Here is a 23177-nt window from a genome sequence, read left to right as displayed (position 1 = left end):
ATACAGGTGCAAAAGCCGCTTGAGAACCCGGGTTGCGGTGATCTGACGGGTTTTTGCGTCATCTGCCCAGATAGGCGGCAAGGGCGGGCGGCGGAGCGGCCAGAAGCGCCGCGGTTGGGGCGGGGGGATGCGCGACGCCCTCGGCCACAAGCACGGTTTGCGGGCAAAGCGCACGGGCATCGGCGGGATCGTGGCTGACCATCAGCACGGTGGCGCGCTGCTCGCCCGCGATCTCGGCCACCAGCGCCAGCATGTCGGATTTGAGCGCGGGACCCAGCGCCGCAAAGGGCTCGTCGAGCGCGAGGATCGGGCGCGCCCGCAACAGACAGCGCGCCAGCGCCACCCGGCTTTGCTGCCCGCCCGAAAGCGTCGCGGGCCGCCGATCGCCAAGACCCGAAAGCCCCACCCGGTCGAGCGCCGCCGCGATCCGCGCGTGATCGGCGCGGGAGAGCCGCAGCTTTGGCGACAGGCCAAGGCCAAGGTTTTGCGTCACGCTCAGATGCGGAAACAGGTTCTGGTCCTGAAACAGGATCGACAGCGGCCGGTCCCCCGGCGCAAGCTTCGTGATGTCATCGCCGCGCCACAAGATCCGCCCGGAACTGGGCGCAAGGAAGCCTGCCAGCACCGACAGCAGCGTCGATTTCCCCGCGCCCGAGGGGCCCAGAAGCGCCACCCGCTCCCCTTCGGGGATGGTGAAATCGGCGCTCAGGCGGAAATCATCCTGAAGGATCAGGATCTTATCGAGGGTCAGCATGGGCTCCGATCCGGTCAAGGCTGGCATAAAGCACAAAGGTCAGCGCCATCAAAAGGCAAGCCGCGCCCGCGGCCTGATCCATCCGGTAACTGCCCATCAACTGATAGACGGCGAGCGGCAGGGTCTGGCTGCGGCCATCGGAAAACAGCGCGATGGCGCCCAGATCGCCCATGGAAAAGGCCGCCGCGATGCCCGCGGCAAAGCCCGTCGGCCGGGCCAGTCGCGGCAGGGTCAGAAACCGCAGCCGGGCAAGGCCGCGCAGGTTCAGGCTTTCGGCCAGCCGGTCGTAATCGGCCTGCAGCGCGCGGACCTCGGGCAAAAGCAGGCGGACGGCGAAGGGCAGGCTCAGCGCGGCATTGGTCAAAAGCGTCACCGGCAGGGCAAGGGCGGTCGGCGCGACGAAGGGCTGGGCGATCAGGAACAGCCCGGTGCCAAGGACAAGGGAGGAAGCCGCCATCGGCAGCATCGCCGCGGGCTCGGCCCAAGGGCGGCGCGGCGCGGTAAGCGCGAGCGGCAGGGCGAGCGCCATCGTCAAAGCGGCGGCGCCAAGCGCCAGCCAGACCGAGGTGAAGGCCGCCTGCCAGACCTGTCCGGGCAGATCGGCCAGCGCGGGCAGGCCGCGCAGGGCGATGGCGGCCAGCGGGCCGAGCAGAAAGCCCGCGGCACCGGTCAGGATCAGCGCATCCCCGATCCGATGCCGCAGCCTTGGCGCCAGCGGCACCGACAGCGCCCGATCGAGCCCCGCGCCGAAGCCGGGCGGCAGGGTCAGCCGCGATGCGATGGCAAGGGCGGTGAGCGCCAGCGCCACCTGCAGCATCGAGAGCGCCGCCGCCCGGCCCGGATCGGCGTCAAAGCGGAAGGCCTGATAGATCGCCACTTCGAGCGTCGAGGCGCGGGGACCACCGCCCAGCGTCAGCGCGACGGCAAAGGAGGACAGGCAGACAAGGAAAATCGCCAGAAACGCCCCGGGCAGGACGGCGCGCAGCATCCGCAGCTCCAGATGCCGGACGATTTCGGCCGGGCCAAGGCCAAGGGAGAGGGCAAGGCGGACCCGCTCGGCCGGGATCGCCTGCCAGCCCTGCAGCACCATCCGCGTGGCCAGCGGCAGGTTCAGGAACAGATGCCCGATCACCACCCCCCAAGGGCCGTAGATCGAGACCTCGGGCAGGCCAAGGGCGTCAAGCGCGCCATTGAGCAGCCCGCGGCGCCCGAAGATCGCCAGCAGGCCCATCACCGCGACAAGGGTGGGCAACAGGAACGGCGCCCCAAGGGCGGCGATGAACAGGCTGCGGCCCGGAAAGCGGCGCCGGTGCAGCGCCCGGGCCAAGGGGATCGCCAGCAGGCAGGAGAAGAGGGCCGAGAGCGACGCCTGCCAGAGCGTGAAGCGCAGGGCCGCAAGATCGGCGGCGCTCAGCGCCGAAAGCCCCCCGGCGCGGATCATCACCGCGCCGAGGGGGGCCAGCACCAGCGCGGCCACAAGGACCGCCGCCGATGCCGCCGGGATCATTTGCCGAAATTCGCGCGCCATTCTTCCAGCGCCGGGCCGCGCAGGGCCTCGGCCTCGGTTTCGGTGTAAAAGAAGGTCTTGGCGGGGCGGGGCAGGGTGGCGAACCCCTCGGGCAGGAAGCCGGGTTTCTCGATCACCGGATAGGACCAGTTCGCCGTGGCGATCATGCCCTGAAACCCGTCCGAGAGGATGTAATCCATGAATTTCTGCGCCAGCTCCGGCTGGTCCGAGGTCTTCAGCTGCGCCGCCAGTTCGGTGTAGAAATAATGCCCCTCGGGGAAGATCGCCGCCGCCTTGCTGTCATCCTGTTCGGCGATGCGGTGATAGGCGGGCGAGGTGGTGAAGGACAGGACCATGTCGGCCTCGCCCTCGGTGAAAAGCCCGTAAGCCTCGGACCAATCCTGCGTCACGGTCAGCACCTTGGGAGACAGCTTCGCCCAGGCCTCGCCCGCCTTGTCGCCATAGATGTGCTTGACCCAAAGGAGCAGCGCCAGACCCGCGGTCGAGGAGCGCGGGTCCTGAATGACGACCTTGAGGGCGCCTTCGGGGGCGTCCAGAAGTTCGGCAAAGGACTGCGGCGGGGCGGTCAGCTTCGTCTTGTCATAGACAAAGGCGACCTCGGACCAGTTGAAGGGCAGGAAGGTGTCATCGGCCCAGGCAATCGGCAGGGTCAGGCGCGACAGATCCTGATGATGGGGCGCGAAAAGCCCGGTGGCGCGGGCTCGGGCGGTGATGTCGGTATTGAGCCCGATTGCCACATCGGCCTCGGTCTTCTCGCCTTCCAGCATCAGCCGCGGCAGCACATCGCCCGCGACGAACTGCAGATCGCAGCCGCAGTCCGCCTCGAAGCCCTTTTCGATGGCCGGGCCGGGGCCCCACTCGCTGGTGAAATATTCGGGCGCATAGACGGTGAGGACGGGTTTGTCCTCGGCCAGAGCAGGGGTTGCAGCAAGCACGCAACCCGCCAGCATCAGAGCAGTTTTCATCTTTCTCTCCAATGGCTTGACGGGCGGGGTCAGGCCGGGAGAGCGCCCGGATACCTTCCCTCCGCCGGTCTTAACCGGTTCAGGTTCAACGGGTTTGCGAAAACGCATCTCAGCCCTTTGCAGAGCACCCCGAGGTGGGACAGGACCATAAGGCCCCGCGCAAAAGCTGCAAGCGAAAAACGGGTTTTGCGGGCGGGCGCGGGGCTACTTTTCGGCCTTCTTCTGCCAGCGCCCGCTTTCCTCGCTCCAGTATTGCGCGGCGGCGCCCGCGCCGGTCAGCGCCTTCCACTGGTCGCGGGCACGCGCGACGGCGGCTTCGTCGCGGCCATCAAACAGGATCCAGACCCGTTCGGCGGCGTCGACCTCGGTGGGCGTGACCTCGGCGCCATCGAGCGTCATCACCGCCTGCCGCCCCTCGGGGCGCGGGCTGGTGGTCAGAAGCACGGGTTGCAGCGCATCATGCGGCCCGCCCGCAAGCCCGTGCGGCAGAAACTCCTCCTCGGGGCCAAGCCAGAGCTTCTGGTCCAGCCAGTCCATCCGTTCGGGCGAGACCCCGCGCAATTCCACCCGCCAGCCCTGCGCCAGCGCGCGGGTGAGCAGCGTTTCGACCACCCCTTCGACCGGCGACTGGGTGACGTGATAGAAAAGCGCGGGCATGGGGTCAGCCCTCGAAGCGGGTGCGGATCAGCCGGTCGAGCGTCATCACCCCCCAGCCTGTCGCGCCCTTGGGTGCCAGCGCGCTTTCGCCCGGCGGCAGGGCGACGCCCGCGATGTCGATATGGCACCAGGGCATATCGGGCTTGATGAAGCGCTTCAGGAACGCCGCCGCGGTGATCGCACCGCCCCAGCGCCCGCCGGTGTTCTTGATGTCGGCCAGACGCGACTTGATCAGCGGATCATAGCCGGGGGTGAGCGGCATCGGCCAGGCACCTTCGCCCTCGGATTTCGCGGCGCTCAGAAGATCGCCCGAAAGCTTGTCGTCATTGCTGAAAATGCCCGCATGATCATGGCCAAGCGCCACGATGATCGCGCCGGTCAGCGTCGCCAGATCGATCACCGCGGCGGGGGCGAAACGCTCCTGCGCATACCACAGCACATCGGCCAGAACCATCCGCCCCTCGGCATCGGTGTTGACCACCTCGATCGTGTCGCCCTTCAGGCTCTTGACGATATCGCCCGGCCGCTGCGCCCGCCCGTCGGGCATGTTTTCAACCAGACCGACGAGGCCGACGACATTGGCCCGGGCCTTGCGCAGGGCGAGCGTGCGCATGACCCCCGCGACGACCGCGGCCCCGCCCATGTCCATGGTCATCTCTTCCATGCCCGCCGCGGGCTTGATCGAAATCCCGCCGCTGTCAAAGCAGACGCCCTTGCCGACAAGGGCGAGCGGCGCCGCATCGGCCTCGCCCCCCTGCCAGCGCATCACCACGACTTTCGACGGGCTGGCCGAGCCTTGCCCCACCGCCAGCAGCGCGCGGAAGCCAAGTTTCTCCAGCTCGTCCTCGTCGAGGATCTCGACCTCAAGGCCCAGCTCGTGCATCGCGGCCAGACGCGCGGCGAAATCGTCGGTGGTCAGGATATTGGCCGGTTCGTTCACCAGATCACGGGTGAAAAAGACCCCCTCGGCCAGCGCCGCATGGGGGGCGGCCTCGGCGGCGACGGTCTCGGGCGCGGCCACCATCATCTCGACCGGGCCGAAGGGCTTTTTCGGCTCGCTGAGGTAGTCAAAACGATAGGCCCGCAGCGCGAGGCCAAAGGAGATGTCGGCGGCGCGCGGATGCGCCTCGGCGATCACCAGCGCGCCTTTCTCGTTCAGACCCTTGGCGACGGTCGCGCCCGCCTTGCGCGCCTCGGCCACGGTGGCGCGGCGGGCGAGCTTGACCAGCGCCAGCGTTTCGCAGGCGAGCCCGCCCGGAAAGCCAAGCTCCAGCGAATCACCCACCGCCAGCTTGCCCCAGCCCTCGGACGCCAGCGCCCGCGTCACCGCGCCCCCGCGTCAGCCGGTCGAGCTTGCGCCCCATCAGGCCAAGCTTGCCCTCGGGCGGCACGATCAGCGCCAGACGGCCTTCCCGGGGGGGGCCAGGGCCTCGGCATCGGTGGCGGTGAAACGAAGGGCGACGGGGTGGATCATGGCAGTCCCTGCAACTGGTTGGTTCCGGGCAAGCCTATGCGGCGAAACCGCGCTTGTATAGCCGCGCCGATGATGGGCGGGAAGCTGCGCGACCCAGGGTCTTCGGGCTTTTCGCGGCCCATTTCCCGCGCTAGAGAGGGGCAAACCCCGCGGGAGAGATCCGAATTTGAAACGCCTGGACCGATATCTCCTGTCCCAGTTGATGGCGATATTCGGATTCTTCGCGCTGGTGCTGGTCTCGGTCTATTGGGTGAACCGGGCGGTGCTGCTGTTCGACAAGCTGATCGGCGATGGCCAGACCGCCTGGGTGGTGCTGGAATTCACCGCGCTGACCCTGCCCCGGGTGGTGTCGCTGGTGCTGCCGGTGGCGGCTTTCGCGGCCACGCTTTACGCGATCAACCGGCTTTCGGGCGAATCCGAACTGGTGGTGATGCAATCGGCGGGGGCAAGCCCGTGGCGGCTGGCGCGGCCGGTGGCGGTTTTCGGGCTGATCGTCGCGGCGCTGATGCTGGTTCTGGTGCATGAGCTTGTCCCCGCTTCCCGCGCGCGGCTGGCCGAGCGGCAGGCGCAGGTGTCGCAAGATGTCACCGCGCGCTTTCTGACCGAGGGCAGTTTTCAGACCCCCACCGCGGGCATCACCGTCTATATCCGCGAGATTTCCGATCTGGGCGAGCTTCTGGACATCTTCCTTTATGACGCCCGTTCCGAGAAGACCGAGACGATCTATACCGCCGAAAAGGCGCTGATCGTGCCGTCGGACGCGGGGCCGAAACTGGTGATGTTCAACGGCACGGCGCAGACGTTGCGGCGGGCCGATGCGGGGCTGGCGCTGACGCGGTTTTCCGATTTCACCTATGATCTGGGCGGCGCGATCGGGGCGAAGGTGCGCGGCCGCATCGACTGGGAAGAGGTGCCGAGCCGCGATCTGATCGCGCCCGGGCCCGATCTGCTGGCGGCGACCGGCTCGACGCTGGCGGCGGCGCGTCTGGAGCTGAACGACCGGCTGGCGCAACCGCTTCTGGCGCCTGTGGCGGCGCTGATCGCGGCGGCGGCGATGATGCTGGGCGGGTTTTCGCGGCTGGGGCTGTGGCGGCAGATCGGGCTTGCGGTGCTGGCGCTGATCGGGCTGCAGACGTTGTCGAATGTCGCCACCTCGATCACCCGCAAGGACCCGCAGCTTTGGGCGCTGCATTACATGCCCGCGCTGGCCGGGCTTGCGGTGGTGGCGCTGGCGCTGGCCTGGGCCGGGCGACGGCGCAAGACGCCGCCCCGCAGCGCGGCGGAGGGTCGGGCATGACGCTCTCGCTTTATATCGCGCGCCGCTTCGGGCAGGCCTTCCTGATCGTCGCCGGGGCCTTCTGGGGGGTTCTGTTCCTGATCGAGATGGTCGAGCAGATCCGCCGTCTGGACCCCGCCCGCGGTGCGCTGTCGGATGCGGCGCAGCTGGCGGCGCTGTCCACCCCCGCGACGCTTTACACGATCTTTCCGCTCGTCGTCATGCTCTCGGGCGTCGTCGCCTTTCTGGGCCTTGCGCGGTCTTCGGAACTGGTGGTGATCCGCGCGGCCGGACGCTCGGCCTTGCGGATGCTGCTGGCGCCGGTGACGGAGGCGCTGCTGATCGGCGTCGTTCTGGTGGCGGTCGGCAATCCGATCGTCTCGGCCACCAGCAAGCGCGCCGAGGAGATCGAGGGCCAGATGCGCGCCGAGGGCCGCCAGACCGTTTCGATCGGCCGCGAGGGGCTGTGGATGCGCCAGGGCACGGCCGATGGCGGGCAGGCGGTGATCCATGCCCTGCGCGGCAATGCCGATGCGACCGCGCTTTACGAGGTGACCTTCCTGCTGTTCGACGCCAAGGCCGGGCCGGTGCGCCGGATCGACGCCGCCTCGGCCTGGCTGACGCCCGGCGCCTGGGTGCTGTCGGATGCCAAGGACTGGCCGCTGGGCCGCTCGACCAACCCCGAACGCGACGCGACGCGGGCGCAGACCATCTCGCTGCCCTCGACGCTGACCGCCGACAGCATCGCCGACAGTTTCGGCGCCCCCTCGACGATGCCGATCTGGGAATTGCCGGGCTTCATCCGTGCGCTGGAAGCGGCGGGCTTTTCCGCGCGCCGCCACATCGTCTGGCTGCAGGTCGAACTGGCGCAGCCCTTGATGCTGGCGGCGATGGTGCTGATGGCGGCAGGCTTCACCATGCGCCCGGCGCGGTTCGGGGGCACCGGCGGGCGGGTGATGCTGGCGCTTCTGGCCGGACTTGCGTTATTCTTCCTGCGCAATGTCGCACAGGTTCTGGGGGACAACGGGCAGATCCCCGCCGCGCTGGCGGCCTGGGCGCCGCCCGCCATCGCCCTGATGCTGGCGCTGACGCTGGTTTTGCAGCAGGAGGAGGGATGATGCGCAACCGCCGCTTGCGGCCCCGGATGCTGGGCAAGGTTCGGGGCACGGCCCTGGGCACGGCGCTGGCGCTGACCCTTGCCGCATCGGCGCTGGCGCAGACCCCGGCCGCGCCCGATCCGGGGCAGGCGGTGCCGCTTTATTCCGATGCCGCGACGCTGCTGGCCGACCGGATCGAGGTCACGGGCTCTGACCGGCTGATCGCTTCGGGCAATGTCGAGGTCTATTGGCACGAACACCGGCTGACCGCCGACCGCATCACCTATGACAAGGCCACCGACCGGCTGGCGATCGAGGGGCCGATCCGGCTGGTGCAGCCGGGGGCGACGGGCTCGGTCATTCTGGCCGACACGGCCGAGCTGAGCCGCGATCTGCAGAACGGCGTTCTGACCGGGGCGCGGATGGTGCTGTCGCGCGAATTGCAGCTGGCCGCGAACCGGATCGAGCGGCAGGACGGCACCCGCACCGTGCTGCGCGAGGTCGTGGCCTCGTCGTGCCGGATCTGCATCACCGATCCTGAACCTTTGTGGGAAATCCGCGCCCGCACCATCACCCATGACACCGCGACCCGCCAGCTCATGTTCGATGGCGCGCAATTCCGGGCCATGGGGGTGCCGCTGCTCTGGCTGCCGCGGCTGCGCATGCCCGATCCGACGGTGGAACGGATGTCGGGCGTGCTGCGCCCGACCCTGCGCACCACCTCGCTTCTGGGGCCGGGGCTCAAGGTGCCCTATTTCCTGACCTTCGGCCCCTCGGCCGATCTGACGGTGACGCCCTATCTTTCGGCGAATTACACCCGCACGCTGGGGCTGCGCTATCGCCAGGCGCTGCGGGCGGGCAGCTTCGAGCTGGAAGGCGCGCTGAGCCGCGATTCCATCCGCGAGGGGGAAACCCGCGGCTATCTGTTCGGCACCGGCCGCTTTGCGCTGCCCGCCGATTTCACCCTTGGGCTGCAGCTGCGGACGGTTTCGGACCCGTCCTATCTGCTCAATTACGACGTGACCGAGGATGACCGGCTGTGGTCGGGGATGACGCTTGACCGGGTGCGCCGCGATGAGCTGATCCGGTCGAAGATCGGCAACACCCATTCGCTGCGCGACGGCGAAAGCAACCAGACCGAGCCGATGCGCTCGGCCGATGCGGTCTGGACGCGGGTCTGGCGGCCCGGGCTGATCGGCGGCGAGCTGAGCTTCGAGGGCAGTCTGCACGCGCATTGGCGGGCCTCGGATGCGACGACGGATGGCCCCGATGCCGATCTGGCCGCAGACGGGCGCGACATGACGCGGCTTTCGGGCGTGGCGGAGTGGCGGCGGAACTGGCTTTTGGGCGGCGGCGTGCTGGCGGCGCTGGAGGGCGAGCTGGCGCTGGATGCGATCGCGGTGCGGCAGGATGCCCGTTATGCGGGCGAAACCCTGCGGGCGCTGCCCTCGCTTGGCGTCGAATTGCGCTGGCCTTTGGTGAAAAGCGAGGGCCGGGCGGCGCAGGTGATCGAGCCCGTCGCGCAGATCATCTGGAGCGGCAAGAGCCTGAAGACCCTGCCCGACGAAGACAGCCTGCTGACCGAATTCGACGAGGGCAACCTTTTCGATTTTTCCCGCTATCCGGGCGGCGACCGGCGCGAACGCGGCACGCGGGCGAACCTTGGCCTGAGCTGGACGCGGCATGACGCCTCGGGCTGGTCCCTGGGGCTGACGGCGGGGCGGGTGATCCGGCTGGATGATCTGGGCGAATTCGCCCCGGGCTCGGGCCTGTCGGGCACCAGTTCTGACTGGTTGATCGCCACCCATCTGCGCACGGCGGGGGGGCTGGTGCTGTCGAACCGGGCGCTGGTCGGCGATGATCTGGGCTTTGACCGGGACGAATTGCGGCTGGCCTATCTGGGCGATCGGGCGCAGCTGGCGGCGGGCTATCTGTGGATGCTGGAAACGGCCCCGATTGCGAAGACCTCGGAACTTCTGTTCGAATCCGACTGGCAATTGCGCCGGGGCTGGTCGGCCAGTTTCGACACCCGCTACGACCTTGTCGCCGACCGGGCCGCCAAGGCGTCGCTGGGGCTGCAATATTCAAACGAATGCGTCACCGTCGATCTTTCCCTCTCGCGCCGGTTCACGTCCTCCACTAGTGTGGAGCCCGAAACCGGCTTTGGCCTGTCGGTGGCGCTGGCGGGCTTCGGGGCCGGATCGGGCGGCAACCGGACCGAGCGGGTCTGCCGACGCTGAGACCGGGGCCGACAGCGCGGGCAGCCGCGCGGGGCCGGTCCCGCGGGCAGCCGCGCAGGGTCGGGCGGGTACCGCGCAAAGGAACGACGAACGGATGACGGAACGAATGATGCGGCATTTTCCCTCGCTTCTCGGATGGGTTCTGACGGCCGGACTGGTGCTGGGCGCCCCCGCGCCGCTGCAGGCGCAATCGGCGGGCGGCTTTGCCCCGGCGATCACCGTCAACGGGCTGGCGATCACCGGCTACGAGATCGCGCAACGCGCCCGCTTCATGGAATTGCTGGGCGCCACGGGCGATGTGCGCAAGCTGGCCGAAGAGGCGCTGATCGAGGATCGGCTGCAACGCTGGAAGGCGCAAAGCCTGGGCGTGGCGATCTCTGCCGATGCGGTGACCCGGGGGATGGCGGAATTCGCCGCCCGCGCCAACATGAGCAGCGAAGATTTCGTCAAGGCGCTGGCCGGGGCCGGGGTCGAGGCGCAGACCTATCGCGATTTCGTCACCTCGGGGATGATCTGGCGCGAGGTGGTCAAGGCGGTCTATGGCGGCGGCCGGGTGCAGATCTCCGATGCCGAGATCGACCGGGTTCTGTCGGTCGAAGCCCCTCCGGGGACCGAGCCGGAACCGCCGCAGGTGCTGCTGTCGGAAATCGTGATCCGGATTTTCCCCGGCCGCGAAGCCGAGACGATGGCGCAGGCCCGCAAGGCGGCCGCGGCGAAGACCGAGGCGGAATTTGCCGCTTTCGCCAAGGACCTGTCCTCGGCCAAGAGCGCGCCGCAGGGCGGCCGGCTGGACTGGATGCCGGTGACGGCCCTGCCGCCCGAGGTGCGCCAGACCGTGCAGAACCTGACGCCCGGCCGCACCTCCGGTCCGATCGAGACGCCGAATTCGGTGTCGGTCTTCTACCTGCGCGGTTTCGACGAAGGCGCGCCGCTGACCGCGCAGACCCGGGCGCTGGGCTATGCGACGCTGGTTCTGGGGGCGACTGGTGCCCCCGAGACCGCGGCGCTTCTGGCCCGGGCCGAGGCCGATGCGCAGCGCTGCGACGATCTTTACTCGGTCGCCCGTGCCCTGCCGCCCGAGCGGCTGGAGCGGGTCGAGGCGGCCCGGGCGGGGCAGATCCCGGCCGATATCGCGCAGATCCTGCCGCGGATGGACATTGGCGAGACGCGGGTGCTGTCGCGCGGTGGCAGCGATGTCCTGCTGATGCTGTGCGAGCGCGGCCGGGCGGTGAATGCGGCGGTGGGCGAAACCGGCCCCTCGCGGTCGGCGACGCGGGATCGGCTGCTGAACGCCCGCGTCAGCGCGCTGGCCGACGGGTTGCTGGCGCAGCTCAAGGCCGATGCGGTGATCGTGCGGAAATGAGCCCGCACAGCCCGGCAACACGCCGATTCGACCGGCCGGTGATCCTGACCTGCGGCGATCCTTCCGGGGTCGGGCCCGAGCTTGCGGTGCGCGCCCAGCAGGCGCTGGGGGCGACACTGCCCTTTTGCTGGCTGGGCGATCCGGCGCATCTGCCGCGCGGCGCGGCGGTGCGCGAAATCGAGACGCCCGAACAGGCGATGACCCATGCCGGCGCCGCGCTCTGCGTGCTGCCGCATCCGTTTCCAGCGGCGGCGGTGCCGGGCCAGCCCGATCTGGCCAATGCGCAATCGGTGATCGAGGTGATTGCCCGCGGCGTCGATCTGGTGACCCGCGGCGCGGGTCTGGCGCTGACCACGGCGCCGATCAACAAGAAGGTGCTCAAGGACGGGGCGGGTTTCGCCTTTCCGGGCCATACCGAATATCTGGCGCATCTGGCGGGCGGCGCGCGGGTGGTGATGATGCTTGCTTCCGAGCGGGTTGATCCGCCCTGCCGCGTCGTGCCCGCGACGATCCACATTGCCCTGCGCGAGGTCTTCGACGCCTATACGCCCGCGCTTCTGCGCGAGGTGGTGCGGCTGACGGCCGAGGGGCTGCGGCGTGATTTCGGCCTTGAAAATCCGCGGCTTGCGGTGGCGGGTCTGAACCCCCACGCGGGCGAGGGCGGGGCGATGGGGCACGAGGAAATCGACTGGATCGCGGATGTGGTGGCCGGTCTGCGCGCCGAGGGGCTGGCGGTGACCGGGCCCTTGCCGCCCGACACGATGTTTCATCCCGCGGCGCGGGCGCGCTATGATGCGGCGATCTGCGCCTATCACGATCAGGCGCTGATCCCGATCAAGACGCTGGATTTCGACGGCGGCGTGAATGTGACGCTGGGGCTGCCTTTCGTGCGGACCTCGCCCGATCATGGCACGGCCTATGACATTGCGGGCACCGGCAAGGCCAGCCCGCACAGCCTGATCGCGGCCTTGACGATGGCGGCGAAGATGGGGGCGGCGCGGCTGTGATGCGCGCCGGGGGTTTCACACCCCCGGACCCCCGTGGGATATTTGAGGCAAGATGAACAGGAAGGGGACAGGCTTTGGCTGCGATCGACGGGCTGCCGCCCTTGCGCGAGGTGATCGCGACCCATGAGCTGGTGGCGAAAAAGGCTTTGGGGCAGAATTTTCTGCTCGATCTCAATCTGACCGCGAAGATCGCGCGGGCGGCGGGGGATCTGCGCGGTTGTGACGTGCTGGAGGTGGGCCCTGGCCCGGGCGGGCTGACGCGGGGGCTGCTGGCCGAGGGAGCGCGGCGCGTGCTGGCCATCGAGAAGGACAGCCGCTGTCTGCCCGCACTGGCCGAGATCGCGGCGCATTATCCGGGGCGGCTTGAGGTGATCAATGGCGATGCCTTGGCCGTTGATGTGGCTTCGCATCTGACCCCGCCGATCCGGATCGCGGCGAACCTGCCCTATAATGTCGGCACCGAGCTGTTGATCCGCTGGCTGACCCCCGCGGTCTGGCCGCCGTTCTGGCAAAGCCTGACCTTGATGTTCCAAAAAGAGGTGGCCGACCGGATCGTGGCGAAGCCCGGCACCGATCATTACGGGCGGCTCGCGCTTTTGGCGCAGTGGCGGGCCGAGGCGAAGATCGTGATGGTGCTGCCGCCCGAGGCCTTTACCCCCGCGCCGAAGGTGCATTCGGCCGTCGTGCATCTGACCGCCTTGCCCGAACCGCGCTATCCGGCCGATCCCGCGGTGCTGGAGCGGGTGGTGGCGGCCGGGTTCAACCAGCGCCGCAAGATGCTGCGATCGAGCCTGAAAGGGGTGCATCCGCGCATCGAGGCGCTTTTGGAGGAAGCGGGCATTCCGCCGACCGAGCGGGCCGAGCGGGTGAGCCTGGAGCAATTCTGCCACCTTGCCCGGCTGGTGGCGGCTGGCTGACCCGGCTGGCTAAAACGACTGGCTGAAACGAAAACCGCGCCCGAAGGCGCGGTTTTTTCATTCGGCGGCGGAGCCTTCGGGCGGCGCTTCGGCGACCCGTTCGGCCTTGGGCTTTTCCGTGCGCGGCTTGCGCGGGGCGCGGTTGCGCGGCTTCGGAGCGCCTTCGCCGCTGGCGGATTTCGGCGCCTTGGCCGGGGCGGGCTCGGCGGGCGGGGCCTCGGCTTCGGCGGCGACGGTCTCGACCTCGACCGGGCGCGGCGCGGGGGCGCGCTTTTCGGGCCGCGGCGCTTCGGTCTGGCGCGTTTCCGGCGTCTCGACCAGGCCCGGGCCGTCGTCTTCGGCGGCGGCGAAGAAATCGGGCATCATCACCGGCGCGCCATCGTAGCGGGGCTGCGGCGTTTCCTCGAAGCGGGCAACCTCGGGCTGCGGCTCGCGCGGTTCGCGCTCGGCCCGGTCGCGATAGCCATTCCCGTTGCCATTGCCGTTCTGGCCGCCCTGCTGCGCGTTGCCGCCGCTCTGGTTGCCGTTTTGCTGGTAATTGCGGCTGCGCTCTTCCTGTTCGCGGGCCAGTTCGCGCTGCGCCTCGCCCAGCATGCGGGTGTAATGTTCCGCATGCTGCAGGAAATTCTGTTCCGCCACGCGGTCATTGCCCAGCTGCGCGTCGCGCGCCAGCGCCAGATATTTCTCGATGATCTGCTGGGGCGTGCCCCGCACCTTGCCCTCGGGGCCGGAGCTGTCGAAGACCCGGTTGATGATATTGCCGATGCTGCGCTGGCGGTTCGACTTGTTGCGCGAACGGGACTTGGAGGATCTCATGAGCCTGCGTCTGTTGGACCCTTGCGGGTGAAGGTCTGGGCCGGACCGGAGTTACGCGCCCGCTGTCGGCGCCCGAAACCCGCAGGCAACGCCTGCGCCCGGAACCGACCCTGGAAGGAAGCTGACCGGGGGACGACTGAAATCATCCCCGCACGCGCTTGCAGTAAACACTTCGGCGGGCGCGGTGCAAGACGGAATCGGCCCGGAGGCGGGAAAAGATCGTGAAAATCTGTGGATTGCGGCAGAAAATCGCGTTTCGGAGGGGCTCAGGGCCGATGCGCCAGCACCACGCGGTCGCGGCGGCCCAGATCCTGACGCACCTCGACCGCGGCGAAGCCCTGCGCGGTGAGCATCGCCGAAACTGCCGCCGCCTGGGTCGGACCGATCTCGAGCGCGATCCGTCCGCCGGGCTTGAGCCGGGCAAAGGCGCCAAAGGCAATGGCGCGATAGGCGCCAAGCCCGTCGCCGCCGGGCGTCAGCGCCGCATGCGGTTCCCAGTCGCGCACATCGGGGGCAAGCTCGGCCATCTCGGCCTCGGTGATATAGGGCGGGTTCGAGACGATCAGATCGAACCGCCCCTCGACGCCGTGAAACCAGTCGCCCAGCACGAAATGGGCGCGCTCATGCAGGCTGAGCCGCTCGGCGTTTTCCTGCGCCACGGCCAGCGCGGCTTCGGAAATGTCGGTGGCGACGCCCTGCGCCGCGGGCCGTTCCGCCAGAAGGCTGAGCAGGATGCAGCCGGTGCCGGTGCCCAGATCCAGAACCCGCTCGAACGGGGCTTCCAGCGCCACTTCGACCAGCAATTCGGTTTCGGGGCGGGGGTCGAGCGTCGCGCGCGTCACCCGGAAGTCGTGTTTCCAGAACGCCCGGTGGCCGATGATCTGCGCCACCGGCTGGCGCGCCTCGCGGGCGGCCAGGCATTTGAGATAATGCTTGTGGCGGTCTTCCGACAATTCGGAATGGATCGACAGGTAAAGCCGCTCGGCCGGAACATCCATCACATGGGCGAGCAGGCGGCGGGCATCGGTGGCGGCGCCGCGGATGCCCGCGCCTTCCAGCTGGCGCGTGGCCAGCATCAGCGCAATCTGTGCCTTCATTCGTCCATCTCCGCCAGTTTGGCCGCCTGATCATGGGTGATCAGCGCATCAATCACCTCGCCCAGATCCCCCGCGAGGATCTGCGGCAGGGCATAAAGCGTCAGGTTGATGCGGTGATCGGTCATCCGCCCCTGCGGGAAGTTGTAGGTGCGGATGCGTTCCGAGCGATCGCCCGAGCCCACCTGCGCGCGCCGGTTCTCGGCGCGTTCACTGGCCAGACGGTCGCGTTCGATCTCGTAAAGCCTTGCCCGCAGGACGGCCATGGCATTGGCGCGGTTCTGGTGCTGGCTTTTTTCGGACGAGGTCACGACGATGCCGCTGGGCAAATGGGTGATGCGCACCGCGGAATCGGTGGTGTTGACATGCTGGCCGCCCGCGCCCGAAGACCGCATCGTGTCGATGCGGATGTCACTGGCCGGAATGTCGATGTCGACCTCTTCGGCCTCGGGCAGCACGGCGACCGTCGCCGCCGAGGTGTGGATGCGCCCGCCCGCTTCGGTTTCGGGCACGCGCTGCACCCGGTGCACGCCGGATTCGTATTTCAGCCGGGCAAAGACGCCTTCGCCCTCGATCCGGGCCATGGCTTCCTTGAGCCCGCCGAGTTCCGTGGGGGTGAATTCGAGCCGCTCAAAGCGCCAGCCCATCTTTTCGGCATGGCGTTCATACATCCGCCACAGGTCATGGGCGAAAAGGGCCGCTTCCTCGCCCCCGGTTCCGGGGCGGATTTCCAGGATCGCCGGGCGGGCATCGGCGGCGTCTTTGGGCAAAAGGGCGAGCCGCAGCGCCTGTTCCATTTCGGGGATGCGGGCTTTCAGCCGGGGCAGCTCTTCCTCGGCCAAGGCCTTCATCTCGGGGTCGGAGAGCCAGCCCTCGGCCTCGGCCAGATCGTCGAGCGACTGGCGATAGGCGGCGATTTCGGCCGCGACCGGGCGCAGCTCGCTGTATTCACGCGAGAGCGCGGCGATTTCCGCGGGCGGCAGCGCCGTGTTCAGCTTCGCTTCGAGAAACTCGAAACGGGCGGTGATCTGGGCAAGTTTGTCGAGCGGAACCATGGGTTCATCTGACCGAGACCGGGCTCTGGGTCAAGGGCGGGCGGGGGGCGCTGCCCCCGCACCCCCGGCGTATTTTCCCCAAGAAAAAGCAGCGCGCGGGCTTGCTCATGCCGGTTCGGCGGCGCGTTTTTCCATCAGGTCGCGGAAGGCGGGGCGGCTTTGGCACAGATCAAGCCAGCCGCTCAGACGCGGGAATTGCGCCATCAGCCCGGCGTGGGCCTGGGGCATACCGGACGATCTCGGCCATGTTGATGTCGGCCACGGTGAAGCGCCCGCCGACCATGTGGCTATGCGCGGCCAGATGGGTTTCCAGCGCCTTGAACGGGCGCTGCAGCTGCGCGGTGGCGGCGGCGATCTTCGCCTCGCCGTTTTCGGTGGCGGCCTCGCCCCGCGCATAGGCGAAGGAAATGTCGAGCGCCGGGCTCTCGATCGCGGTGGCGCCGTAAAGCGCCCATTGCAGCATCTGCGCCTCTTCGCGCAGGTCTTTCGGCGCGAGCGGCCCGCCCGCCTTTTTCGCCATGTAAAGGTTGATCGCGAGCGATTCCGAAAGCACCAGCCCCGCATCTTCCATCACCGGGATCGCGCCCGCGGGCGACAGCTTCAGGAATTCCGGGGTGCGGGTGTTGAAGGGCGCTTCGGGATGGGCGGGGTCGATCCCCTGCGCCTCCAGCCGATAGGCCTGGATCACGGGTTTGAGACGCCAGTCCAGCCCCAGTTCCGTCGCCGCCCAGATGTTGCGCGTCGCGCGCGAACGATACATGCCGTAAAGTGTGATCATCGGTCCCTCCTGTTTGCCCCATGCTGCGCCGGGATCGGGGCAGAGGAAAGGCGGAAAATGCAACTGTCGGATGACGGTTTCTTGACACGCATCAAGGCGATTTTCACCTTTGTCTGCCACGGTCGGAAAGTCAGCAGGGAGGGTTGCGCATGGAAGATCATGTCAGTGTGGGAGGGCCGCAGGCCGTGGCCGAGCCACCGCTTTCCGAGGTTGCGCTGCCGCAAGCCCCGGACGCCGCGCCCGCGCCCCTGCCCGAAGCCGCGCCGGAACCTGCTGCGGGGGAAAGTGCCGCGCTGACCGGGCCGCAGGAATTTCCCACGCTGGATGCCGCCACGGTCCGCCGCACCTTCGAGAGCGGCAAATATCCCTATCCGCACCGCCTGGGCCGCGTCGCCTATGAGAAGGAAAAGGCGCTGTTGCAGGCCGAGTTGCTTAAGGTGCAGCGCTGGGCGCAGGAGACGGGCGAGAAATTCGTGATCCTGTTCGAGGGGCGTGATGCCGCGGGCAAGGGCGGCACGATCAAGCGCTACACCGAACATCTCAATCCGCGCTTTGCCCGGGTGGTGGCGCTGAACAAACCCTCGGACGAGGAACGCGGGCAGTGGTATTTCCAGCGCTATGTGCGCTGGCTGCCCACTGCGGGCGAAATGGTGTTTTACGACCGCAGCTGGTACAACCGCGCAGGGGTCGAACGGGTGATGGGCTTTTGCGCCCCCACCGAATATCTGGAATTCATGCGCCAGGCGCCCGAATTCGAACGCATGCTGGTCCGCTCTGGCATAAGGCTTTACAAATACTGGTTTTCCGTCAGCCGCGAGGAGCAGCGGCGGCGCTTTACCGAACGCGCGACAGATCCGCTCAAGCGCTGGAAACTGTCGCCGATCGACATGGCCTCGCTCGACAAATGGGACGATTACACCGAGGCGAAGGAGGCGATGTTCTTTTACACCGACACCGCCGACGCGCCCTGGGTGATCATCAAGTCGAACGACAAGAAGCGGGCGCGGCTGAATTGCATGAAGCATTTCCTGTCCTCGCTCGACTATCCCGACAAGGATCCGGCGATCGTCACGCCCCCCGATCCGCTGATCGTCGGCCATGCGAGCCATGTCGTGCATGGCGCGGCGCATATTCTGGCCAGCGCGCAACATCCGCAAAAACGCGGGGTCACGGCAAGGACGAAAGCGTGAAGGCCCTTGCATGACGCCCCGCCCCCGGCCCATCTTGCGGCCGGGGCAATGGGGGCGGATCATGTGGGACGAACGGTTTTCGGGCGAAGACTATTTTTACGGCACCGAACCGGCGGGCTTTGTCGCGGCGCAGGCCTGGCGGCTGGCGCAGGGCGCGCAGGTGCTTTCGGTCGCCGAGGGCGAGGGGCGCAATGCGGTGTGGCTGGCTGCACAGGGTCTGTGCGTCCATGCGCTGGATGGCTCGGCTCCGGCGCTGGCCAAGGCGCAAAGGCTGGCCGCCGCGCGGGGGGTGAGCCTGACCACCGAACAGGCGGATCTGGCCCGCTTCATCTGGCCGGTCGCTGCCTATGACGCGGTCTTCGGCGTCTTCATCCAATTCGCCCCGCCCGCGCTGCGCCGGGCGATCTTTCGCGGCATGGCCCAGGCGCTGAAACCGGGTGGGCTTTTGTTTTTGCACGGTTTTTCGGTGCGGCAATTGGCCCATGCCTCGGGCGGGCCGAAGGTCGCGGAGCAGCTCTGGACGCTCGATCTGCTGCGCGCGGCTTTTCCCGGCTGGGACATCCGGCATCAGGGCGATTACGACGCGGTGCTGGCCGAGGGGCCCGGACACAGCGGCCCCGCGGCGCTGATCGACCTTGTGGCGCGCAAGCCCGCGGGCTGATGCCGCGGCTGTGATCCCGCCCTGTGATCTCGTCACAGACAATTTATTGTCGTCGCCATAGACGGAACCGTGCCTGTCGTGCGTTTAGTAGGCTCGATGCACTGACCCCAAACCTTTCAGGAGATGACGCATGCGCAAATTCCTTCTCGTACTGCCGGTGGCCGCCCTCGCTTTGGGCTCTGCGGCTTATGCCTCTGATGTCAAAGAGGTTCTCGAAGCCCGTGAGGCCTATTTCAAGTCGCTCGGCGGCTCGATGAAGGCGATGACGGGCGTGGCCAAGGCCTTCGACGCCGAAGCCGCGAAAGCCGAAGCGGCCAAGCTTGAAAAGATCCTCGCCACCGATGTCGCGCCGCTGTTCCCGGCGGGCACCTCGAGCACCGATCTGCCCGGCGAGACCGAGGCCAAGGCCGCGATCTGGGAAAACATGGCGGATTTCGGCGCCAAGGGCAAAGCCATGCATGAAGCGGGCGCGGCGGTGATCGCGGCGGCCAATGCGGGCGACGGCGCGGCCTTCGGCCCGGCGTTGCAAAAGCTGGGCGGCACCTGCAAGGCCTGCCACGACGACTATCGCGAAGAAGAGTGATCTGCCCGGGGCGGGGGGAGACCCTCGCCCTTTTTCCTTTCCGTTGAAGGCGTTCCCCGATGACCGACATGACCGACAGCCCCGCCGAGACCCGCCCGATGATCTGGGACCCGCTGGTGCGGGTATTCCACTGGGCGCTGATGCTCTGCGTCGTTGCGGCCTGGATTTTGGGGGAATTCGGCCCCGACATCATGACGCTGCATTTCTGGCTGGGCTATGCGGTGGGCGGGCTTTTGCTGATCCGCCTGCTTTGGGGCTTCGTCGGCCCGCGCACGGCGCGATTTGCCAGTTTCGTCACCGGGCCGGGGCCGGTGCTGCGCTACATCGCCACCCTGCCTGCCCGCAAGCCGAGCCATGCGGCGGGCCATAACCCGCTGGGCGGCTGGTCGGTCGTGGCGATGCTGGTGCTGCTTGGCCTGCAGGTCGTCACCGGGCTCTTCGTCGGCACCGATGATTATGTGAACATGGGCCCGCTGTCGGGCTATGTCTCGGAAGACGTGAACAAGCTGGTGCTGGGCTGGCACAAGACCTTTGCGCCGCTGATTCTGGCGCTGGTCGGGCTGCATGTCGCGGCGATCTGGTTTTACAAGATCTGGAAACGCGAAGACCTGATCACGCCGATGATCACCGGGCGCCGCCGCGGCTGAGCCATATGGACGGCGGCGGGCTTCCGCGCTAACCTGCGGGTATGACACAGGTTACCTCTCCCGCAGGGCAATCCGGCCTTGCCGCCAATATCCGCGCCACTCTGGTTCTGGGCTTGCCGATGATCGGCTCCAACGTTGCCCAGATGGCGCTTCACGTCACCGACACGATCATGCTGGGCTGGTATGGGGTGGCCGAACTTGCCGCGGTCGTGCTGGGCTCGTCGTTCTTCTTTTTCCTGTTCATCCTCGGCTCGGGCTTTTCCTATGCGCTGATGGGGCGGATTTCCGCGGCGCTGGGCGCGGGCAATGTCACGCAGCTGCGCCGCGACACGCGGATGGGGCTTTGGGTCTCGATCGGTTATGGGCTCGTCGCGATGCCGGTGATGTTTGCCGCGACGCCGATCCTGCGCGCGCTGGGGCAGGACCCGCATCTGACCGCGCTCGCCACCGAGTTCCTGTCGATTGCCGCTTTCGGTCTGGTGCCGGCGCTGGTCGTGGCGGTGCTGCGTGCCTATCTGGGGGCGCAACATCGCGCGCAGGTGGTGATGTGGATCACCATTCTGGGCGTGGGCGTCAACATTCTGGGCAACTGGGCCTTCATCTTCGGGAATTTCGGCGCGCCCGAGATGGGGGTGCAGGGGGCGGCGCTCTCCTCGGTGCTGGTGCAGGCGATCTCGGCGCTGTTGCTGGCCGCCTATGCGGCCTTTCACCCGAAGCTGCGGCAGATCCAGCTGTTCACCCGGTTCTGGCGCCCGGATTGGGAGGCGATGCGGGCCGTGGTCCGGCTGGGCCTGCCCGCGGGGCTGACGCATCTGTCGGAAGCGGGGCTGTTTCAGGCCTCGGCCTTGATGATGGGCTGGCTGGGCACGGTGCAGCTGGCGGCGCATGGGATCGCGCTTGAACTCGCCTCGCTGACCTTCATGATCCATATGGGGCTGTCGAATGCGGCCACGGTCCGGGCGGGCCATGCTTTCGGCGCGGGCGATCGCGCGCGGCTGCGGGCGGGGGCGAAGGCGGCGGTGCTGATGTCGGGGGTCTTTGCCGGGGGGACGATCGCGGTCTTTCTGGCGATCCCCGAGCCGCTGATCGGGCTGTTTGTGGACCGCACCAAGCCCGAGGCGGCCGAGATCCTGGTTTTCGGGGCGCAGCTTCTGGCCGTTGCCGGGCTGTTCCAGCTCTTCGATGCGGCGCAGGTGATGGCGCTGGGCCTGCTTCGGGGTGTGCATGATACCCGGGTGCCGATGGTGATCGCCACGATCAGCTATTGGCTTGTGGGCGTGCCTGCCAGCTACCTCCTGGCGTTCCGGCTTGATCTGGGCGGGATCGGGCTTTGGCTGGGTCTGGTGATCGGGCTGGCCTGTGTCGGTCTCACGCTGATGGTGCGGTTCTGGCGCGGGCCCTGGCTGACCGGGGCGGCGGCCGGCGCTTAATCCTGCCCCTCGGGGTCGGATTTCATCATCCGCTCGGCCTTCTTGCGCACCAGAACCGAGCGCAGATCATGCATCGCCAGCAACAGCGGATCGGTGACCTCGTCCAGCTGGGCATCGCTGGCCTTCGACTGCACCCAATGCGTGGTCAGGTTCAGATGATCGACGGTGCGCAGGATGTCATCGACATCCCGCGCCGCAAGGGTGGCGATGCGCTTCGCCATCCAGGCCTCGATCTCGCGCAGGTCACCGGGCGTCAGCTTGCGGTCGCCCTGCGCCTTGATCTCGCCATTCTTGACGTTGACGACGGCGATCTGCTCCATCTCGATCCGACGCTGACGGTTTTCGGTATCGACCCGAAACACTGCCGCGCCATTGTCGCGGATGCGGAAATAATATTCGGGCAAATCCCCGGCCATCGCAACCTCCCCGGGCCGTTCGGCCTTATTTCAGCCCTTCGCAGAAGGCCTTGATCCGCGCGCAGGCATCCGCCAGCGCCGCGTCCGAGGTAGCGTAGCTGATGCGGAACGCGGGCGAAAGGCCGAAGGCCGCGCCGAAGACGACGGCGACACCGGTTTCCTCAAGCAATGCCGTGGCAAAGGTCTCGTCATCGGTGATTTTCACCCCTGCGGCCGAGGTCTTGCCGATCAGCCCGGCGATCGAGGGGTAGACGTAAAACGCCCCCTCGGGCGTGGGGCAGGTGATGCCGGGGCATTGGTTCAGCGCCGCCACCACCAGATCGCGGCGGCGCTCGAACGCGACGCGGCTTTCGGTGATGTAATCCTGCGGTCCGTTCAGCGCGGCGACGGCGGCATATTGGCTGATCGAACAGGGGTTCGAGGTCGATTGCGACTGCACCTTGGCCATCGCCTTGATCAGCGCCTCGGGCCCGCCCGCATAGCCGATCCGCCAGCCGGTCATCGCATAGGCTTTCGAGACGCCGTTGCAGGTCAGCGTGCGGTCGTAAAGCCCGGGCTCGACCTGCGCGGGGGTGGTGAAGGTGAAGCCCCCGAACACCAGATGTTCATACATGTCATCCGACATCACCCAGACATGGGGGTGGCGCAGCAGCACCTCGGTCAGCGCCTTCAGCTCGTCGCGGGTATAGGCCGCGCCCGAGGGGTTCGAGGGCGAGTTGAAAATGACCCATTTCGTCTGCGGCGTGATCGCAGCCTCAAGGTCGGCGGCGCTGATCTTGTAGCCCGCTTCCATCCGCCCCTCGACAAAGACCGGGGTGCCGCCCGCCAGCAGAACCATGTCGGGATAGCTGACCCAATAGGGCGCGGGGATGATCACCTCGTCGCCCGGGTTCAGCGTGGCCACCAGCGCATTGTAAAGCACCTGCTTGCCGCCCGAGGCGACGGTGATCTGGCTCGGCTTGTAGCTGAGCCCGTTTTCGCGTTCGAATTTGGCGCAGATCGCCTTTTTCAGCTCGGGGATGCCATCGACGGCGGTGTATTTGGTGCGGCCTGCCTCGATCGCCGCAATCGCCGCCGCCTTGATATGGGCGGGCGTGTCGAAATCGGGCTCGCCCGCGCCAAGGCCGATCACGTCGCGCCCGGCCTCGGCCAGCTCGCGCGCCTTGTTGGTCACCGCGATGGTGGGCGAGGGTTTCACGCGCGCAAGCGTATCGGACAAAAAGGCCATG

The 23177-nt window shown here is 67.8% G+C and carries 21 protein-coding genes, 1 pseudogene and 1 riboswitch; of the genes and pseudogenes, 11 read left to right on the top strand and 11 right to left on the bottom strand.

The window, feature by feature from the left end; all coding sequences use genetic code 11:
- Positions 1–58 precede the first annotated feature (58 nt).
- From ACTTAG_RS14940 to ACTTAG_RS14920, 5 genes and pseudogenes are all read right to left on the bottom strand, one after another.
- A complete protein-coding gene (locus ACTTAG_RS14940; RefSeq protein ID WP_444463005.1) occupies positions 59–754 on the bottom strand; it encodes a thiamine ABC transporter ATP-binding protein in 696 nt (231 codons plus the stop codon).
- The gene (locus tag ACTTAG_RS14935; RefSeq protein ID WP_444463004.1) at positions 738–2282 is read right to left on the bottom strand and encodes a thiamine/thiamine pyrophosphate ABC transporter permease ThiP; all 1545 of its coding nucleotides are present in this window, start codon (positions 2280–2282) and stop codon (positions 738–740) included. The genes ACTTAG_RS14940 and ACTTAG_RS14935 overlap by 17 nt, the downstream gene beginning before the upstream one ends.
- A complete protein-coding gene (thiB, locus tag ACTTAG_RS14930; RefSeq protein WP_444463003.1) occupies positions 2258–3247 on the bottom strand; it encodes a thiamine ABC transporter substrate binding subunit in 990 nt (329 codons plus the stop codon). The genes ACTTAG_RS14935 and thiB overlap by 25 nt, the downstream gene beginning before the upstream one ends.
- Positions 3248–3286: 39 nt before the next feature.
- Positions 3287–3389, bottom strand: a riboswitch (TPP riboswitch).
- Between the two features lie 62 nt (positions 3390–3451).
- The gene (locus ACTTAG_RS14925) at positions 3452–3904 is read right to left on the bottom strand and encodes a DNA polymerase III subunit chi (RefSeq protein ID WP_444463002.1); all 453 of its coding nucleotides are present in this window, start codon (positions 3902–3904) and stop codon (positions 3452–3454) included.
- A gap of 4 nt (positions 3905–3908) precedes the next feature.
- Positions 3909–5378: pseudogene (locus ACTTAG_RS14920) on the bottom strand (leucyl aminopeptidase).
- Between the two features lie 166 nt (positions 5379–5544).
- On the opposite strand from ACTTAG_RS14920, the gene lptF reads away from it, so the two are divergent.
- From lptF to rsmA, 6 genes are all read left to right on the top strand, one after another.
- A complete protein-coding gene (gene lptF / locus ACTTAG_RS14915) occupies positions 5545–6675 on the top strand; it encodes an LPS export ABC transporter permease LptF (RefSeq protein WP_444463001.1) in 1131 nt (376 codons plus the stop codon).
- Positions 6672–7772 carry an LPS export ABC transporter permease LptG gene (gene lptG, locus ACTTAG_RS14910; RefSeq protein WP_444463000.1) on the top strand — a complete coding sequence of 367 codons (1101 nt, stop codon included), beginning with the start codon at positions 6672–6674 and terminating at the stop codon, positions 7770–7772. Before lptF ends, lptG begins: the two co-directional genes overlap by 4 nt.
- A complete protein-coding gene (locus tag ACTTAG_RS14905) occupies positions 7769–9991 on the top strand; it encodes an LPS-assembly protein LptD (protein ID WP_444462999.1) in 2223 nt (740 codons plus the stop codon). The genes lptG and ACTTAG_RS14905 overlap by 4 nt, the downstream gene beginning before the upstream one ends.
- Positions 9992–10085: 94 nt before the next feature.
- Positions 10086–11354 carry a peptidylprolyl isomerase gene (locus tag ACTTAG_RS14900; RefSeq protein WP_444462998.1) on the top strand — a complete coding sequence of 423 codons (1269 nt, stop codon included), beginning with the start codon at positions 10086–10088 and terminating at the stop codon, positions 11352–11354.
- Positions 11351–12361 (top strand): 4-hydroxythreonine-4-phosphate dehydrogenase PdxA, encoded by a 1011-nt coding sequence (pdxA, locus tag ACTTAG_RS14895; protein WP_444462997.1) that lies wholly within the window; start codon positions 11351–11353, stop codon positions 12359–12361. Before ACTTAG_RS14900 ends, pdxA begins: the two co-directional genes overlap by 4 nt.
- 74 nt (positions 12362–12435) lie before the next feature.
- Positions 12436–13278, top strand: a complete 843-nt coding sequence (gene rsmA / locus ACTTAG_RS14890) for a 16S rRNA (adenine(1518)-N(6)/adenine(1519)-N(6))-dimethyltransferase RsmA (RefSeq protein WP_444462996.1) — start codon at positions 12436–12438, stop codon at positions 13276–13278.
- A 57-nt stretch (positions 13279–13335) separates the two neighbouring features.
- Here the strand turns inward: rsmA and ACTTAG_RS14885 are convergent, their stop codons facing one another.
- The 4 genes from ACTTAG_RS14885 to ACTTAG_RS14870 form a co-directional block, all read right to left on the bottom strand.
- The gene (locus ACTTAG_RS14885) at positions 13336–14094 is read right to left on the bottom strand and encodes a DUF4167 domain-containing protein (RefSeq protein WP_444462995.1); all 759 of its coding nucleotides are present in this window, start codon (positions 14092–14094) and stop codon (positions 13336–13338) included.
- Positions 14095–14360: 266 nt separating this feature from the next.
- The gene (gene prmC / locus ACTTAG_RS14880) at positions 14361–15191 is read right to left on the bottom strand and encodes a peptide chain release factor N(5)-glutamine methyltransferase (protein ID WP_444462994.1); all 831 of its coding nucleotides are present in this window, start codon (positions 15189–15191) and stop codon (positions 14361–14363) included.
- On the bottom strand, positions 15188–16243 hold the full coding sequence (prfA, locus tag ACTTAG_RS14875; RefSeq protein WP_444462993.1) for a peptide chain release factor 1: 1056 nt from the start codon (positions 16241–16243) through the stop codon (positions 15188–15190). The genes prmC and prfA overlap by 4 nt, the downstream gene beginning before the upstream one ends.
- A 169-nt stretch (positions 16244–16412) precedes the next feature.
- A complete protein-coding gene (locus ACTTAG_RS14870) occupies positions 16413–17021 on the bottom strand; it encodes a glutathione S-transferase family protein (protein WP_444462992.1) in 609 nt (202 codons plus the stop codon).
- Between the two features lie 149 nt (positions 17022–17170).
- Between ACTTAG_RS14870 and ppk2 the strand changes: the two genes are divergently transcribed.
- The 5 genes from ppk2 (at position 17171) to ACTTAG_RS14845 (ending at position 21532) form a co-directional block, all read left to right on the top strand.
- Positions 17171–18211 (top strand): polyphosphate kinase 2, encoded by a 1041-nt coding sequence (ppk2, locus tag ACTTAG_RS14865; protein WP_444462991.1) that lies wholly within the window; start codon positions 17171–17173, stop codon positions 18209–18211.
- A gap of 10 nt (positions 18212–18221) precedes the next feature.
- The gene (locus tag ACTTAG_RS14860) at positions 18222–18872 is read left to right on the top strand and encodes an SAM-dependent methyltransferase (protein WP_444462990.1); all 651 of its coding nucleotides are present in this window, start codon (positions 18222–18224) and stop codon (positions 18870–18872) included.
- 130 nt (positions 18873–19002) lie between these two features.
- Entirely contained in the window at positions 19003–19455 is a 453-nt protein-coding gene (locus tag ACTTAG_RS14855) for a c-type cytochrome (protein WP_444462989.1), read from the top strand.
- Positions 19456–19514: 59 nt separating this feature from the next.
- A complete protein-coding gene (locus ACTTAG_RS14850) occupies positions 19515–20102 on the top strand; it encodes a cytochrome b/b6 domain-containing protein (protein ID WP_444462988.1) in 588 nt (195 codons plus the stop codon).
- 41 nt (positions 20103–20143) lie between these two features.
- Positions 20144–21532, top strand: coding sequence for an MATE family efflux transporter (locus ACTTAG_RS14845; RefSeq protein WP_444462987.1), 1389 nt, complete (start codon positions 20144–20146; stop codon positions 21530–21532).
- Here the strand turns inward: ACTTAG_RS14845 and ACTTAG_RS14840 are convergent.
- Together ACTTAG_RS14840 and ACTTAG_RS14835 are read right to left on the bottom strand one after the other, a co-directional pair.
- The gene (locus tag ACTTAG_RS14840) at positions 21529–21948 is read right to left on the bottom strand and encodes a hypothetical protein (RefSeq protein ID WP_444462986.1); all 420 of its coding nucleotides are present in this window, start codon (positions 21946–21948) and stop codon (positions 21529–21531) included. The genes ACTTAG_RS14845 and ACTTAG_RS14840 overlap by 4 nt on opposite strands.
- A gap of 25 nt (positions 21949–21973) precedes the next feature.
- Positions 21974–23176 (bottom strand): pyridoxal phosphate-dependent aminotransferase, encoded by a 1203-nt coding sequence (locus ACTTAG_RS14835; RefSeq protein ID WP_444462985.1) that lies wholly within the window; start codon positions 23174–23176, stop codon positions 21974–21976.
- Between the last annotated feature and the right edge of the window lies 1 nt (position 23177).

It is taken from the genome of Rhodobacter capsulatus (genome assembly GCF_052363185.1).
Lineage (GTDB): Bacteria > Pseudomonadota > Alphaproteobacteria > Rhodobacterales > Rhodobacteraceae > Rhodobacter > Rhodobacter capsulatus_E.
The sequence above is the reverse complement of the archived record's forward strand: the minus strand, read 5'-3'. Positions and strand labels throughout refer to the sequence as shown.